Origin of the sequence: Brevibacillus gelatini (assembly GCF_003710935.1) — a bacterium.
Taxonomy (GTDB): Bacteria; Bacillota; Bacilli; order Brevibacillales; family Brevibacillaceae; genus Brevibacillus; species Brevibacillus gelatini.
Genome location: NZ_RHHS01000029.1, coordinates 46,221 through 62,153 on the forward strand (window position 1 = coordinate 46,221; position 15,933 = coordinate 62,153).

The window sequence follows — 15,933 nt, forward strand, 5'->3', positions numbered from 1 at the left end:
ACTTTTCAGGAGGAAACGACACTTTGCCCGTCAGCGAGCCATGCGGATGATGCGGTCACAGATCGTCTCCGCGTCTTCCCTGTCATGAGTGACCAATATCGTCGTAATGTGCGCTGCCCGCAGCAGCGTCTTCAATTCCTCGCGTATTTTCTGTTTCAGATCTGCGTCCAGGTTGCTGAACGGTTCATCCATCAACAGAATGGCCGGACGAGGGGCCAATGCCCTGGCAAACGCCACCCGCTGCTGCTGCCCGCCGCTCAGCTCATGCGGGTAGCGCTTGCCGAAGCCTTCCATTTGCACCAGCGCAAGCATTTCCCGCAGCCGCACTTCCCGTTCTTTTTTCGGCAAGCGATGCAGTCCAAACAAAATATTTTGCTCCACCGTCAAATGCGGAAACAGCGCGTAGTCCTGAAAAATCATTCCGACTCCGCGGTGTTCAGGCTCGACGAACTGCCGCTCATCGACCAGCACCCGTTCGCCGATGCGGATTCGTCCGCCTGCGGGAGCTTCCAGTCCTGCGATCAGGCGCAGCAACGTACTTTTTCCACAGCCGCTGCTCCCCAGTATCCCGACGATCTCGCCCTGCTCCATGCGCAGCGAAAAATTGCGCAAGACAGGCCCGCTCCCCGTTCCGTAGCCAAACGTGACGTTCTCCAGTTGAAAAAAGCTCATTTTGCCTGTCTCTCCCCTACCCAGTGATAAAAATAGACGGAAATGATGCCGACTGCGATGATAAACAGCGACGGAATCGACGCTTGCTGGATTTGTTCATCGCTGGCGTACTGGTACGCCTTCGTCGCCAGCGTTTCGAAGTTGAAGGGACGAAGCAGCAAAGTAAGCGGCAGCTCCTTGACAATCTCCATGAACACGAGAATAAATCCGGTGATAACCGCCCCTTTGATGAGCGGCAAATCTACCTTGAAAAAAGTCCGGGTCATCCCCATGCCAAGCATGCGCGCCGCTTCGGCATAACGGTTGCCCGTCTTCTCGAAGCCAGCCTCGACCGCGTTGAAGCCGACAGCCAAAAAGCGGATGATATACGCAAAAACGAGCATGAACAGCGACATGCTAAGCACCAGCTTGCCTTCCGGAAAGCCCAGCCAAACGTACAGCGGGCCAAGCTCTTTATCAAGCGAAATCATGACGGCGAGCACTCCAATCGACAGCACCGCCCCCGGAATGGAGTACCCCATGGAAATCAGCCGCGTCATGACCATGGCGAATACGGATGTGCGGGAGTAGCGAATGACGTTGGCGACCGTGACCGCAAGCAGCATCAAGAGCGTGATGGACACAACGGAAATCGACAGCGTATTGGTCAAAAGCTGTACGAACCGCTCGTTCAGCACTTCCTCATAGGTCCATGTCGCCCAGACCGAAAGCTGCACGACGGGAATGAAAAAAGAAAGAGAGACGATCAGCATACAAAAGCACAGCGCGGCATACATGGGCAGACCTGTCAGTTTGCGTCTGCGCAGCGGCGTAACTCGGTTCGTCGGCGAACTGAATTTTTTGCGTTTGCGCACCAGCCGCTCCACGACAAAAATGCCGATAATCAGGCTCATCAGCCAGGCAGCCAGACGAATCGCCGAATCGACGTCGTACATGCCGAACCACGTTTTGAAAATAGCCGTGGTAAACGACTGAATGCCAAAATGATTGGTCACGCCAAAGTCGTTCAGCACCTCAAAGGCGACCAGGCTCGCTCCTCCGGCGATGGCAGCCTGCGAGAGCGGCAAGACAATCCGAAAAAAGATGTGAATGGAGTTTTTCCCGAGCAAACGGGCATTTTCAATGAACGCCGCGCTCTGCTTCTCCAGAAACGTTTTCGTAATCAGGTACACGTACGGAAACAGAAACAGCGTGAATATAAAAATGGCGCCCTTCATGGACATGATGTCAAAGTAGCGCTGATCCAACGTCCAGCCCAAACTGTTTCGCAAAAAGGTTTGGATGCTTCCGGTATAGCTCAGCATGTTGCCATACGTGTACGCCGCAATATACGGCGGAATCGCCAGCGGCAGGACGAAGGCAAACGCAAAAAAACGGCGCAGCGGAAAATCGTAGGCAGCCACCAGCCAGGCGAGCGAAACGCCTACGATGATCGTACAGGCTCCCGTTCCCAGAACGAGCCACAGCGATTGCAGGGCGTAATCCAGCAGCATGTACTCCTGAATGTGCTGCCAGTTTTCATTGGTATGCGCAAACAGGCCGAGCAAAATATATAGAGACGGAAGAAGGGCCAAAAAGGCCCCCATCACGCTCAGCGCTACCCACCCGTTCAACTTCCGTTTCAGGTTTCTTAGCAACGCAGCTCCCGTCATCTTTTATTTCCACCCTGCTTTGTTCATCAGCTCAACCGCTTTTTTGTTGTGCTCGCCAAGCTTGGCAAAATCCAGCTGCTGAGTTTTGAACTCGCCCCACTCTTTCAACAGGGCAGGCTTTTCTGCCTCCGCATTCACCGGGAATTCAAAGCTGCCTTGTGTCAGCATTGTTTGCCCTTCCTTGCTGGTGATGTATTCGATCAGCTTGACAGCGTTGTCCTTGTTTTTCGCATGCTTGGTCAAGCCGATTCCGCTAATGTTCACATGCGTACCTGTCGTGTTTTGGTTCGGGAAAAAGACGCCGATGCTTTCTGCGACTTTCACTTCTTCCGCATCTTTGGAATGGAGCATTTGCCCGACGTAGTACGTGTTCATGATCGCGACATCCCCGACTTTGGCAGCGATTGCTTTCGCCTGATCGCGGTCTCCGCCCTCCGGCTTGCGCGCCATGTTTTTCGCGAGTCCCGTTGCCCATTCTTGTGCAGCCTGTTCGCCATTCAGCTCGATAAAGGACGCGACCAAAGACTGGTTGTACAAATTGGAGGAAGAACGGACGAGCACTTTGCCCTTCCATTTGTCTGTCGCCAAATCTTCATACGTGGACAGTTCTTCCGGCTTCACACGGTCTTTCGCGTAGACAATCACGCGCGCGCGGGTCGCCATGCCGATCCAGTGGTTTTCAGGATCGCGCCATTGGCTCGGCACATTTTTTTCCACCTCTGGGGAGGAAACTGGCTGCAGAACGCCGTTTTGCTTGGCATAGTTCAGCACGCCGCCATCCACGGTGATGAACAAATCCGCCTCGGAGCTTTCGCCCTCACGCTTCAGGCGTTCCACCAGTTCCTCGGCTGTGCCTTTTACTTCATTGACCTTGATCCCTGTTTGCTTGGTGAACTCGGCAAACAGCTTGCTGTCGATCTCGTAGTGCCGTGCGGTAAATACGTTGACGACCTGATCCTTGTCCTTAGCGGCTGTCTCCCCCGCTGTTGGCGCGGCAGTGCCGGCTTGCGGCTGGCTAACGCTGCTGTCTCCCTGACCAGCTCCGCAGCCCGCCATGAATGGCACAGTCAGCATCGTAAAGAGCATGAGACTGAGCATGCTTTTTTTTCTCATTCGGAATCTTCCCCTTTTCCTCTCGTAGTTGTGATAATGAATATCATTTCCAATCAACAAGGCTTATTCTAGCGAAGCAAAATGAGAAAACGATGAGAAAAATGAAAAAAATAATTGTCAGATGCCCTCCGCGTCAGAGCGGATCGGCAAAAAGACTTTGACCGTGGTGCCTTCATGCTCGACACTCTCGATAGCCAACGCTCCATGGTAGCGCTCTACAAGCCGCTTGGCGATGGACAGGCCCAGACCGTTGCCGTCCGCGGCTCCGTTTTTTCTGTTGCGCGCTTTGTCCACCCGGTACAGGCGATCTGTGACATACGGCAAATCTTTTGCCGGGATGCCAATCCCCGCGTCGCTGATTTCCAGACAGACCCGCTCCTCTATAACCGTTGCCCTTACCGCGATTTTTTTTCGTTCCTGCGAATACTTGACCGCGTTGTCCAAAAGGATCAGCAAAATCTGCTCCAGATGCTCCACCGAAATGGCCAGACACACCCCGGACAGCGCCTGCAAATCACGCTCGATATGGAATGCCGGGTGCAGTACATTGACATTTTTGATCGTTTGCGAAATGACCTGTTCCGGTTCGCATACCGCGACTGCTTCATCCAGTTCCAGGTGCTCTGCCCGCGTCAGCACGAGAAGCTCCTCTACCAGCGCTTTTAGTCTGGACAGCTCCTCCATGGAAATTTGCAGCGATTCCTCCAGGACGGCGGGATCGTGCTTGCCCCAGCGGCGCAGCATGCCCAGGTGGCCTTCGACGATGGCAATCGGGGTGCGCAATTCGTGGGAAGCATCCTCGACGAACTGCCGCTGCTGCTGAAAAGACCGCTCCAGCTTGTCCATCATTTCATTGAACATGCTCATCGTCGTGGCCAGCTCATCGTGATTGTCGTAAAACTCTACCCGCTCGGACAGGCCCTTTTGCTTCACGTTTTTCATCGTCTGGTTCATCGCCTGCAGCGGCTTGACCAGTTGGCGGGCCAAAAGTCTTCCGCCGAGTCCGCTAACGATGACCGCCACAAGACAGCCGACCGCCATGAACCGGAACAGCGCTCCGCTCAACTGCTCAAATTCCTGGATGTTTTTCACGATTTCCACCGTGCCGACAAACTGAAAAATCGTGATCGGCCGCTCCATCAACAGCAGGTTTCCGCTGATGTGCGCACTCCGCCACGGCTCGCGGGGGACGCTCGTGATTGCAGCAGCCATGCTGTCTTCGATTCCATCTGACACGACTGCAACCGGCACGCCTTGTTCGTCAAGGATGCGGATTCGCTGGTTGTGCTGATTGATTTTTTGCAAAAAGCTGCGCATTTCGTGGAGATCGTCTCCTGCGAAGGTGCTTTCCCTCTCCAGGGCAAAGTTGAGAATCTCGCGCATCGTCTGCTCGGCGGCTTGCTCCTCCTGGCGCATCATCCACTTTTCTACAAAAAAATATTGCACGGTATTGTAGGCGATGAACACCAAAAAGAGCAGCACCGACGACCAGAGCGTCAGCTTCCATTTGATCGGCAGTCTGGATGGGGCGTATCTTTTCATTTTCGCATCACGTAGCCGATCCCGCGAACGGACTGAATATAGCTGCGCTCATCGGGCGCATCGATTTTGTTGCGCAAATACCGCACGTACACATCCACGACGTTCGTCTCAACGGCAGACTCGTATCCCCACACCGTATCGAGCAGCACGTCGCGCGGCAGGACGCGGTTAATATTTTTCATGAACATCACGAGCAGATCGTACTCCCTTTTGGTCAGTTCGAGGCTCTGCCCGGCTTTCATCACTGTCCGCGCCTCCAGATCAACGGTCAGCTCGCGAAAAACAAGCTTCGAGCGCAGCGCGTCTGTCTGCTCCTCCTGCCTGCGAAACACGACTCGCATCCGCGCCAGCAATTCCTCAATCGCAAACGGCTTGGGAATGTAGTCGTCCGCCCCGCTGTCCAGACCTGAGACGCGATCATCCACGCTGTCTCTTGCTGTCAGCATGATGATCGGCGTTTTTTTGCGCTCGCGAATTTTGCGGCATACTTCCAGCCCATCCATTTCCGGCAGCATCAAATCCAGCAGGATGAGATCCCATTCTTCCTTCAAGGCAAGTTCCAGCCCTGCTTTTCCCTCATCGGCAACCGCCACGAAAAACGACTCGTGACGCAGTTCCAGCTCGATGAACCGCGCCATATTTTTTTCATCTTCAATCAGAAGCACTCGTTTCATGTTTACTCACCTTTTGTCCCAGAGGGAGAAGTCCATCTGATTGTAGATGATAATAATTATCAACGTCAATATAAGCCGTCACAAGAAAAATGAACCATCCGCCCAGTCGCTACATAGGATGAACATCGTAACGACCACGAAAAGCGAAGGTGGAGTGAACATGAACGGATATTTTCCCTATTTTTACGATGCGCGAATGATTTCTTCCCACTACGTGCACACCCCGACACAGGCTTACGCCCAGATTCAGGGCGGCCCGCTGGCTCCGAATCTGAACGGCTACATCGTCTTTACCGATGTCCCCTACGGAACAGAGGTTTACGTGGAAGTGATCGGCTTGCCTCCTTACAAGCCCGCGACCGGCAATCAGCAGCCGATCGGACCTTTTGGCCTTCACCTGCATGAACACGGCGTCTGCGCCATCGGCAATCCCGACGATCCGTTCACCGCAGCAGGCTCCCACTGGAATCCGACCAACCAGCCGCACGGCAACCACGCTGGCGACTTCCCTGTCCTGTTTTCCAACGACGGGTACGCGCGGATGAGCTTTTTCACCAACCAGTTCAGGGCGGCAGATGTCGTAGGCAAATCTGTCATCATCCACCAAAGCCCGGACGACTACCGGACGCAGCCTGCGGGCAACAGCGGCAAGCGGCTGGCCTGCGGAATTATTCTTGCTGCCTAGCACCTGCGTCAATTGGCGATGCGCTATGCCAATCCATCAGGCAAAGAGCAAAGCGCCACCCTGTCGTAGACCGCTTCATCCCCTCCGGCTGGCTGCCGTGGCAACAAAAAAAGCACAAAAGACGCAAGTCCCCTGTGCTTCCTACGTTTTTTCTTGTGGGCAAAGAGTTGTAACGGCAGCAAAAGGCCATCCCTTCGCTTGATCGCCCGATTTGTGGCCTGTTATCCGCGCAAAAGCGACAAGTCGAAGCGCGGGACAAGCCCTTCCTCGGCAGCGCGCCCCAGCAAGGCGGTGATGGCAGCGTAGCCTTCCTCGCCGAGATTGCGCGTAAACTCGTTGACGTACAGCGCAATATGTGCCTGGGCCACCTCGAAGGACAGCTCCTGGGCGTGGCTCATGATGTACTCCTGCGAGGCGGCCGGATTGGCCCAGGCGTATTCTACCGACGCGCGCGTCCAGTTTGCCAGCGCTTCGAGATCCATTGATCGGTTCGCAATGATTGCCCCGAGCGGAATCGGCAGATTGGTGTCTGCTTCCCACCAGTTGCCGAGATCGGTCATGAGAGACAACCCGTAGTTTTGATAAGTAAAACGAGCTTCGTGAATGACCAGGCCCGCGTCGATTTTGCCGTCGCGTACGGCAGGCATGATTTCGTGGAACGGCATCACGACGATTTCTCCTACACCGCCGGGAACGTTTTGCGCGGCCCACAAACGGAACAGCAGGTAAGCTGTTGAGCGTTCGCTGGGCACGGCCACCCGCTTGCCGGAGAGCCGGGCCGGATCGCTGGCGCTTGCTCCTGCATCGCCCTGTGTCAGCACGAGCGGCCCGCAGCCTCTGCCCAAAGCTCCGCCGCAAGGAAGCAGCGCGTATTTTTCCAGCACCCACGGCAGGGCCGCATACGAAATTTTCATCACTTCCGGCCCCTCCGCACGAGTCGCCAGCGTGTTGGTAATATCAATATCAGCGTACATGACATCCAGCTCGGGCGCACCCGGAATCAGCCCGTGCACCCAGGCATGGAAAACAAACGTATCATTTGGACACGGTGAAAACGCAATTTTCATCCTACAGCACCTCCCGCAATACTGCGCTTGCTTTTTGCAACGACTCCAAAGCGTCCTTGATCCGCCACGCCGCTTTGTTGCGCGGACCGATCGCGTTGGAAACGGTTCTGATCTCCAGCACAGGCACGCCAGCCGCTTGCGCTGCGACCGCAACACCGTATCCTTCCATGGCTTCCGCAAGCGCCTCTGGCATCCTGTCGGCCAAAGCCTGCGCCGTTTCTGCCGTTCCCGTCACCGTAGACAGCGTCAGAATCGGCCCGCGGCCAACAGGCAATCCCGCGCTTTGCATGGCGCGCTCCACCCGCTCTGCCAACTCGCCTGGCACGGGAACACGCGCCGAGCCAAAACCGAGCTCGTCCACGCTGCAAAAGCCATCCGGTGTCTCGGCTCCCAAATCTGCGCAGACGATCTCACTGGCAACGGCAATCGAGCCGACCTCAGCCCGTCCGACAAAGCCGCCGCAAATTCCCGCGCAAATTACCAGATCATACCGCGACTCTGCCAGCGCCCGTGCCGTACCGGCCGCCGCCATAGCTGGCCCAACGCCTCCAACGATAACCGTAAACCGTTCATCCGCGCCCAGTCCTTGCAAGACCGCATCACGCTCCGCCGCAACCGATGTCACGACCAGAATGCGCTGCTTGTTTTGTCCATCAAGCATTTCCTGCCTGCCCTCCTCTCTGCACTCTCCTGTTTTTTCGTACAGCTATCTAAAAAGCGCTTCCTCTTCCACGTTATCGCTACTTGTCCCTCGTGTAAAGGGTTTGGGTGTTCGTCAAACAAATCGCCAGCCGACTGCCGCCCGGCCGAACGCTTTTGCCAGGAAGCATTCGCCATTTTTCTGCAGGAAAAATAGCTCCATCCCGCTGCATAAGTTTTTCCTTGTCCATGCATCCTGTTAAGGAAAAAGTTGCTGGAGGTATGAATCATGGGTAAAGATTTTTTTACAGCGGTAAAAGACAGACGAACCTATTACGGAATCAGCAAGGAAGCCGCAGTCTCTGATGAGCGTATTCGCGAGCTTGTGGAGGAAGCCGTAAAGCATACACCATCTGCTTTCAACTCGCAAAGCGCCCGCGTCGTTGTGCTTCTGGGTGAGCAGCACGACAAGCTGTGGAACATCACCAAGGAAACACTGCGCAAAATCGTGCCAGCGGAAAATTTTGCTTCGACCGAAGAGAAAATGAATGCGTTCGGCAATGGCTACGGCACGATCCTGTTCTTCGAGGATCAAAGCGTCATCAAATCTTTGCAGGAAAAATTCGCTGCCTACAAAGACAACTTCCCGATCTGGTCCGAGCAATCGTCCGGGATGCTGCAATTCGTCGTGTGGACAGCACTGGAGATCGAAGGCTTTGGCGCATCGCTGCAGCACTACAATCCGCTGATTGACGAAGAGGTTCAAAAAACGTGGAACCTCCCCAGCGAGTGGAAGCTGATCGCCCAAATGCCGTTCGGCAAGCCAACGGCGCAGCCAGGCGAAAAACAGTTCCAGCCGCTCGAAGAACGTGTAAAGTTTTTCTCCTGATCTTCCAAGCAAGTTCCTCCATTAAAAAAGGCGGCGTAAAACCATTTCCGTCTTCTCGCCGCCTTTTTTCTATTTTGCTGAACAAATGTAAAAGGAATCGATTGCTTTCCGCTTCTGTCTGTGATAGTATTAGTTTAAACAAAAGAAGTTTTTAAAGGTGTTCACATATTGTAAAGGGTTTACAGTTATGTTTGAACCTTTTACAATGTGTGAATTTTTATTTTATCCACAAATAAAAGTTGCATATTCATTTTAATTTTGTTGGAGGTAACACCCATGCAAACAGGTACAGTAAAATGGTTCAACGCTGAAAAAGGTTATGGCTTCATCGCAGTTGAAGGCGGAAACGATGTATTCGTTCACTTCAGCGCAATTGTTGGCGAAGGCTTCAAAACTCTTGAAGAAGGCCAACGCGTTGAGTTCAACGTGGTAGAAGGCAACCGCGGACCACAAGCTGAGAACGTAGTAAAACTGTAATAGACTCACAAAGCTGCCCTTGCTTGATCGCAGGGCAGCTTTTTTTACACGCTCGCTCTGTTCCTCACAGCGGTTTTTGCCAATCGCTGTTAATCGATCCGGACTTTGTTCCTAAAAGAGCAGTTGACAACAGGCCAAGCTCCCCCATATAATCACGTTATAATGCAGCGAAAAGCAATGGCGCTTTCGTGCATGAATTTTCACACAATAAAACAAGTAAAGCTGTTTTGTAGTCTCGTTTGAAAGCGGTTCCATACGATTCTCATTTTTCGACCTGTTTCAACAAGTCCATACATGAATAAGCAAAGGCGCTTAGGACAAATTCCTGGTTTGCAGGGAGATCCTGGGCGCTTTTATTGTTTACATCTTTTAAAAAGGTGGGGTTGTCCATGGAGCACATTGGAAGTGTCATCATTTACATCATTATGCTATGCGCAGTCATCGGTGCTGTCGCCGCAATCCGCAACAGCGATGAAGGGCTTGGCAAAGAGTTCATGGAAGGGATTCACTCAACCGGTTACATCTTCGTTCCCGCAGCCGGGATCATGGCCTCCCTCCCTTACATCTCGTGGTTCGTGGAAAAAGCGGTGTCGCCGGTCTTCCACAAAATCGGCGCTGATCCTGCCCTCGCGGCAACGGCCATTTTGGCTTCCGACATGGGTGGCTACCAGCTGGCGAACATCTTGAAAAGCTCGACAGAAGGCTGGGTAATGGCCATGATTGTCGGCCTGATGGCTGGGGCCACGATTGTTTTCTCCATTCCAATGGGACTGGCCATGCTCGACAAGCGCGACCATAAATACATGGCGCTTGGCGTCATGTCCGGGATTTTGACTGTTCCGATCGGCGCTTTCATCACCAGTGCCATTCTCTCTTTGACGAACGCACAGGTTCGTGCTGAAATCTCGACAAACGGTGACTCTACCTATGCGTTTGCCATCGGAATCGGCCAGGTGCTTTTGAACTTGTCTCCTATCCTGATTTTTGTCGTAGCGATTGCCGCTGGTCTGCGCTTCATGCCTGACCTGATGATTCGCGGTTTCATGATCTTCGGTAAAACAATGGACGCTGGCATCAAGCTTGTTCTCGTGTTCTCGATTGTGGAATACTTTACTGGTCTTTTCTCTACGGTATTTGGCTCGTGGGGATTCGATCCGATCATCGCCGACCCGACAGACCAATACCGCGCGCTGGAAACAGCCGGTTACATCGGTATCATGCTCTGCGGTGCGTTCCCCATGGTTTACCTGCTGCGCAAATACGCGGCAAAACCACTGGAAGCACTGGGCAAAAAGCTGGGCCTGAGCCCTACAGGCAGTGCGGGGCTTCTGGCAACTGTCGCCAACATTTTGGCCATGTTCCGCCTCGTGCGCTCGATGCCGCCAAAAGACAAAGTCATCAACATTTCCTTCGCGGTATGTGCCGCCTTCTTGCTCGGCGACCACTTGTCCTTCTCCGCGAACTTCCAGCCTAACATCATCTTGCCGGTGATGCTTGGCAAACTGGGGGCAGGTGTGATTGCGATTGCTCTCGCCTACTGGCTCTCCGTGCCAAAAGCGCTGGAGCTGGAGAAAAAAGACCGTGAAGCTGGCATCATCGGCCCTGACGAATATTTGGATGCGCATGGTGAGCAAAAAGCTTCTTCTGAAGTAGCGGCTACCAAAGAGTAAGGGGAAGTATCCCTTTTTACGCAAAACGAAAAGGCTGTTCCTGGTGACAGCCTTTTTGCTTTTGTCCCTATCCTTGTCTTGGTGCCCACAAGATCACGCTCACGCCGACCAGACAGATAAACGCTTCGCCTCTCTCAGCCAAAGCCAGACCAGGTATCCTCCGCCGATCTCGGACAATCCCGCCAATAGAAACAACACCATAGAATCTGCCATCGCATCCCTTTCCCAGCAGACGCCTGAGCTTTGCCCGGCAGCATGAAAACAAGCAACACGTCTCAAAACGCTCTGCTGTACATAAAATTTTTGATAAACGCAACAAGAAGTCGTTTCCGGATGAATGTCCCCGTCTGTTTGAGGAATAATCGGTTTTTGCTTCCTTTGCCGTATTTCGTTATTCATCTCAGATTTTGCTATTATTTTCGCATAATGTGCAAATAAGCAGTAGCTAATGAAAAATGAGTGTTATAATAAGAGAGTAAAAATTCACAATGGGGAGAGAAAAGATGGAACAACAAAATGCACAAGCCACTCATCAAAAATTACCCATTGGAAAGTTGCTCAAGAGAATTTTCTTTATTCTCGTCGGTGCTTTCCTTGTATCAGTAGCTTTGGAGATTTTCCTTGTACCGAACAAGATCATCGACGGGGGTATTGTAGGTGTCTCCATCATCGCCTCACATCTCACCTCTCTATCTCTTGGCATTTTCCTGTTCTTGCTTAATCTGCCTTTTCTCATAATCGGGTATAAGCAAATCGGAAAGACGTTTGCCATTTCTACACTGTTTGGTGTCAGTGTCATGTCCGTAGGTACGTCGTTTTTGCACGAGGTACCTGGCCTGACGGACGATCCGCTGCTGGCAGCCGTGTTCGGCGGCATTATTTTGGGGATTGGCGTAGGGCTTGTTCTGCGTTACGGCGGCTCTCTTGATGGTACGGAAATTATTGCGGTCTTGTTTAACAAAAAGACTCCGTTCTCCGTTGGTGAGATCGTCATGTTTATCAACCTATTCATTTTGAGCAGTGCCGGATTCGTATTCGGTTGGGATCGCGCGATGTACTCGCTGATCGCCTATTACATTGCTTTCAAAATGATCGATCTGACCATCGAAGGCTTCCAGGAATCCAAGTCCGTGTGGATTATCAGCGAAAATCACAAGGCATTGGGAGACGCCATCGTTGCTCGTCTGGGACGCGGTATCACCTACTTGAAAGGTGAGGGCGGCTACACTGGTGATGACAAGAAAGTCATTTTTTGCATCATCACTCGTCTGGAAGAGGCCAAGCTGAAACTGATCGTGGAGGAAATCGATCCGAATGCCTTCCTGGCTGTCGGCAACATCCACGACGTACGCGGCGGACAATTCAAGAAAAACGCCATTCACTAGGCAACGCACAAAAAGGTGTCGTCTGCAAAAGCAGCGGCACCTTTTTGTGCTTGTTTCTTCGATTGGGGATGCTCGCGGGCAGCTGGTTGGCACGCCAGCTGCTGCAACACACCGGCTGCTGCCAAACGTTACTACAGGCTGCTTTCGCTTCGACTTGTCACGATCGTCTGCGCCTTGCTACAAATACGCTGGCAGTTGCTCCAGCCGCTCAATCACAGCCAGCGGCTTGTGGGCAGTCGCAGCCTTTTTTCCACGCGGATTGAGCCAGACAGCGGAAAAGCCCGCATCGATCGGTCCGGCAACATCAGCTTCCCACGTATCGCCAACAAACAGCACTTCGCTATTGGGAACGCCAAAGCGCTCTTGCGCCGCCGCATAAATCCGCGGGTCAGGCTTATGGTAGCCGAGCAGTTCGGAAATCACCACCCGCTCTTGCGGGAAGTAGGCCGACAGCCCCAAACGCTCCAGCTTGATAAATGCCATATCTACAGGGCCGTTGGTGACGATGCCAAGCTGATACTCTTCAGCGAGCTTCGCGATGACAGCCTGTACGGCCGGATCAGGCTGGACGGCATCGAGGCAGGCCGCCTGGTACACGCGCTGAAAATCGTCAGCCTCTTCTGCTGCGATCGTGCGGTTGAAGTCGGCCATGGCCCGCTGCAAGCGCAACTGGCGATACTGCGTAAAATCGTACTTTTTCGCGATGACATCTCCCCACAGGTCATCACCGTGGCGGCGCAGCGCCGCGAGCAGCTCTGCGCCATCCAGGCCAGACGTGAGGGCATGGGTGGCAATCGTCTGCTGCATCCCTTTTTCCCAGCAAGCGGAAAAGTCAAACAGCGTATCGTCGAGATCAAACAAAATCGTGCTGAACAAAGACAATATGGTCACTTCCTCTTCCCTTTTTTCCGCCATTTTTCCTCTGAAAAAATATCTGCATAAGCCTCTGTCTTTTGCTAAGATCATTGTAACGGATTATAGGTGCCATCATCACGAATTTGGCACATTTTGCGAAAAAAGGAGGCTGGCTTTTATGTCAGAAGCGAAACTTGACCAGCTGCTGGAAGGAATGAACGAGCTTCGTCTGGTTACCAGAGCCATTTTGGACAGGCAGGACGAAACGGACGCCAAGCTGGAAGCTTTAACGTTGGAGGTTCATCAGCTTAAGGGTGAAGTAGCCGAGTTGAAGCGAGATGTTGCGGTATTGAAGCAGGATGTCGCCGAACTGAAGCAAGACGTTGCGGTATTGAAGCAGGAAGTTGCCGTGCTAAAGCAAGACGTTGCGGTATTGAAGCAGGAAGTTGCTGAACTGAAGCAAGACGTTGCGGTATTGAAACAGGAAGTTGCTGAACTGAAGCAAGACGTTGCCGTACTGAAGCAGGAAGTTGCCGAACTAAAGCAAGACGTTGCCATACTGAAGCAGGACGTCGCCGAACTGAAGCAAGACGTCGCCCAGCTTAAACAAGACATGGCAGAAGTCAAGGACGGACAGGACCGCCACGAACGCGTACTGGAGACACTGGCCCTGCGAGCACTGGAGTGGAATGCGTTTCGTCTCGACCATCTGCGCAAGTAACCGTGCCCGCAAGGCAAAAGGCCTGCTTGCCTCATTTCATGGCATCGGGAAGTGATGAGGATGCCAGTTCTTTTTCCAGTGCGGCTCTCAGTTCTTCCGGCAATGCGACAGAGCGTCTTGTGTTCGCATCGATCATGACCATCGTGACGTCGGCATCAGCGACGAGCACGTCGTCCTTGTTGTATAGCTCATGGCGAATCGCGAAACTTTTTTCTCCAACCCGCAGCACAGTCGTAAGCGCGTATACCTCTTCGCGCATGCGCAGCTCTTTCCGGTAATGAATGTTGATATTGACCACAACAGGCAATACGGCCCGCCGCTTCCATTCATCGAGCGTAAATCCAAGCTGCCAGATCCAGTCAAACCTCGCCCACTCCATGTACTCCAAATATTTGGCATTGTTCACATGACCGATAACATCAAGATCCGTAGATTGCACGGTAAACGCAAAGCGATGGGCCATCTTTCTCACTCCTTGGGATTGTTTTTCTCCAGTATAGCGAATCTCTGCTGCTGAGTGAATATTCATTCAAAATATTCCGAACGATTCTGCTGGTCTTTCCCTCTGTTTCCCCTATAATAAAAAGAAAAGAACAAGCGAGGTGAAACGCAATGACTCGTCACCTGTTCGAATGCGATGTACCTGTCCTCGCCTAGTCGGTGAGGAAGCGTTTCTAACGGCCTCCCGGCTAACAAACCAGCCTGTACGATTCAGATCAATTCCGGGAGGGACTTATCATGTCGCAATCACAATGGAAGCAATCATTATTTGGGGCCATCTGCCTGACGCTGGCTGCTGCAATCTGGGGTGGCGTCTACGTCGTGAGCAAGGTTGTGCTCGATGTCATTCCGCCGTTTACGCTTTTGATTCTGCGTTTCGGCATCGCGCTGATCGTTTTAGGGGCTTTTGTTCTCGCGCGCCGGGAAACCGTCCTGAAAAAAGATTATCCGCTGCTGATGGGCATTGCCTTTGTCGGAGTCACCATCTCGATTGCCGCCCAATTTCTCGGCACGAAGCTCTCGACTGCGCATATGGGGGCACTCATTACTTCGGCTTCCCCAGCTTTTATCGCCATTTTCGCAGTCTGGCTGCTGAAAGAAAAAATCCACGTCAAGCAGGCAGCCGGCATCTTGCTGGCAACTGTGGGCGTCATCATCGTCATCGGCGTACCGGATCAGGCGGACGCGGAGTCGTCCCTGACAGGCAATCTGATCCTGCTCGTAGCAGCAGTAAGCTGGGGGCTTTACACTGTCCTCAGCAAAAAAGCGACGCAGCGCTATTCTTCCTTGCTCGTCACAACGTATGTCGCCTTGTTCGGTCTTATCTTCACCAGTCCCGTGATGGTCTGGGAGCTGTCGGTCACTCCTGTCTCCTGGCAGTTTGGCTGGGAGATTTGGGCAGGGGTGCTGTACATCGGGCTCATCTCGACAGCCGGGGCGTTTTACCTGTGGAACAAAGGCTTCGAGCTGATGCAGGCAGGCAGCGGAGCAGGCTTCTTCTTTGTCCAGCCAATCGTCGGCGCTTTTCTCGGCTGGCTCCTGCTGCACGAGCACCTTGGCATCAGTTTTTTCGTCGGAGCCGCCTTTATTTTTCTCGGCGTAGCTCTGTCGAACTTGAACAAGCGTGAAACGTCGGAAAGCAATTGACTTTTCAATCGGTGAGATCGTTACCAACGTGAGTAAACATGACCTCACCCCTTTTTACGCGGAGCCTTTCAATTCTCTTGTCCGTACACAGCACGAACGAACATTTCCACAACTGTATTTCGTTTAAATTGAAAAGGGACTGTCCAAAAAGGTAGTTTCCCAATCAGAAACATGGCTCTATCAACGTTTCTGACAGACAAAAGGGGCGTCTCGAAGTCGAAATAGCGACTTTTTATACGAAAATG

Annotated in this window: 16 protein-coding genes and 1 pseudogene; 7 read left to right on the plus strand and 10 right to left on the minus strand. The window is 52.9% G+C overall.

The window, feature by feature from the left end:
* Positions 1-30 precede the first annotated feature (30 nt).
* From EDM57_RS12845 to EDM57_RS12865, 5 genes are all read right to left on the minus strand, one after another.
* Positions 31-672, minus strand: a complete 642-nt coding sequence (locus EDM57_RS12845; protein ID WP_122905148.1) for an ABC transporter ATP-binding protein — start codon at positions 670-672, stop codon at positions 31-33.
* Entirely contained in the window at positions 669-2,324 is a 1,656-nt protein-coding gene (locus tag EDM57_RS12850) for an ABC transporter permease (protein ID WP_122905149.1), read from the minus strand. Before EDM57_RS12850 ends, EDM57_RS12845 begins: the two co-directional genes overlap by 4 nt.
* Positions 2,325-2,327: 3 nt before the next feature.
* Positions 2,328-3,437, minus strand: a complete 1,110-nt coding sequence (locus EDM57_RS12855) for a Fe(3+) ABC transporter substrate-binding protein (RefSeq protein WP_122905150.1) — start codon at positions 3,435-3,437, stop codon at positions 2,328-2,330.
* A gap of 117 nt (positions 3,438-3,554) precedes the next feature.
* Positions 3,555-4,979 (minus strand): HAMP domain-containing sensor histidine kinase, encoded by a 1,425-nt coding sequence (locus tag EDM57_RS12860; protein WP_122905151.1) that lies wholly within the window; start codon positions 4,977-4,979, stop codon positions 3,555-3,557.
* Entirely contained in the window at positions 4,976-5,653 is a 678-nt protein-coding gene (locus EDM57_RS12865) for a response regulator transcription factor (RefSeq protein ID WP_122905152.1), read from the minus strand. The genes EDM57_RS12860 and EDM57_RS12865 overlap by 4 nt, the downstream gene beginning before the upstream one ends.
* A 160-nt stretch (positions 5,654-5,813) precedes the next feature.
* Here EDM57_RS12865 and EDM57_RS12870 point away from each other — a divergent pair, with 160 nt between their 5' ends.
* Entirely contained in the window at positions 5,814-6,338 is a 525-nt protein-coding gene (locus tag EDM57_RS12870; RefSeq protein ID WP_122905153.1) for a superoxide dismutase family protein, read from the plus strand.
* A 221-nt stretch (positions 6,339-6,559) separates the two neighbouring features.
* On the opposite strand, the gene EDM57_RS12875 is transcribed toward EDM57_RS12870, so the two are convergent.
* Both EDM57_RS12875 and EDM57_RS12880 read right to left on the minus strand, forming a co-directional pair.
* Positions 6,560-7,405: a 1,4-dihydroxy-6-naphtoate synthase gene (locus EDM57_RS12875; protein WP_122905154.1), complete on the minus strand. Its 846-nt coding sequence runs from the start codon at positions 7,403-7,405 to the stop codon at positions 6,560-6,562.
* A 1-nt stretch (position 7,406) separates the two neighbouring features.
* A complete protein-coding gene (locus tag EDM57_RS12880; RefSeq protein WP_122905155.1) occupies positions 7,407-8,066 on the minus strand; it encodes a futalosine hydrolase in 660 nt (219 codons plus the stop codon).
* A 267-nt stretch (positions 8,067-8,333) separates the two neighbouring features.
* Between EDM57_RS12880 and EDM57_RS12885 the strand changes: the two genes are divergently transcribed.
* The 3 genes from EDM57_RS12885 to eutH all read left to right on the plus strand — a co-directional run bounded on the left by EDM57_RS12885 (position 8,334) and on the right by eutH (position 11,080).
* Positions 8,334-8,933 (plus strand): nitroreductase family protein, encoded by a 600-nt coding sequence (locus tag EDM57_RS12885; RefSeq protein WP_122905156.1) that lies wholly within the window; start codon positions 8,334-8,336, stop codon positions 8,931-8,933.
* A gap of 276 nt (positions 8,934-9,209) precedes the next feature.
* A complete protein-coding gene (locus EDM57_RS12890; protein WP_122905157.1) occupies positions 9,210-9,410 on the plus strand; it encodes a cold-shock protein in 201 nt (66 codons plus the stop codon).
* 389 nt (positions 9,411-9,799) lie between these two features.
* Positions 9,800-11,080 (plus strand): ethanolamine utilization protein EutH, encoded by a 1,281-nt coding sequence (gene eutH / locus EDM57_RS12895; protein ID WP_122905158.1) that lies wholly within the window; start codon positions 9,800-9,802, stop codon positions 11,078-11,080.
* Positions 11,081-11,194: 114 nt separating this feature from the next.
* Here eutH and EDM57_RS12900 read toward each other — a convergent pair.
* Positions 11,195-11,293, minus strand: a pseudogene (locus EDM57_RS12900) (YnfA family protein); the annotation flags it as partial.
* Between the two features lie 290 nt (positions 11,294-11,583).
* Between EDM57_RS12900 and EDM57_RS12905 the strand changes: the two are divergent.
* The gene (locus EDM57_RS12905; RefSeq protein ID WP_122905159.1) at positions 11,584-12,465 is read left to right on the plus strand and encodes a YitT family protein; all 882 of its coding nucleotides are present in this window, start codon (positions 11,584-11,586) and stop codon (positions 12,463-12,465) included.
* A 177-nt stretch (positions 12,466-12,642) separates the two neighbouring features.
* On the opposite strand, the gene EDM57_RS12910 is transcribed toward EDM57_RS12905, so the two are convergent.
* On the minus strand, positions 12,643-13,347 hold the full coding sequence (locus EDM57_RS12910) for an HAD family hydrolase (protein ID WP_281274235.1): 705 nt from the start codon (positions 13,345-13,347) through the stop codon (positions 12,643-12,645).
* A gap of 151 nt (positions 13,348-13,498) precedes the next feature.
* On the opposite strand from EDM57_RS12910, the gene EDM57_RS23760 reads away from it, so the two are divergent.
* A complete protein-coding gene (locus tag EDM57_RS23760) occupies positions 13,499-14,041 on the plus strand; it encodes a hypothetical protein (RefSeq protein ID WP_122905161.1) in 543 nt (180 codons plus the stop codon).
* 31 nt (positions 14,042-14,072) lie between these two features.
* Here the strand turns inward: EDM57_RS23760 and EDM57_RS12920 are convergent, their stop codons facing one another.
* The gene (locus tag EDM57_RS12920; RefSeq protein ID WP_122905162.1) at positions 14,073-14,504 is read right to left on the minus strand and encodes an acyl-CoA thioesterase; all 432 of its coding nucleotides are present in this window, start codon (positions 14,502-14,504) and stop codon (positions 14,073-14,075) included.
* A 275-nt stretch (positions 14,505-14,779) separates the two neighbouring features.
* On the opposite strand from EDM57_RS12920, the gene EDM57_RS12925 reads away from it, so the two are divergent.
* Positions 14,780-15,688, plus strand: coding sequence for a DMT family transporter (locus EDM57_RS12925; RefSeq protein WP_122905163.1), 909 nt, complete (start codon positions 14,780-14,782; stop codon positions 15,686-15,688).
* Positions 15,689-15,933: the final 245 nt, after the last annotated feature.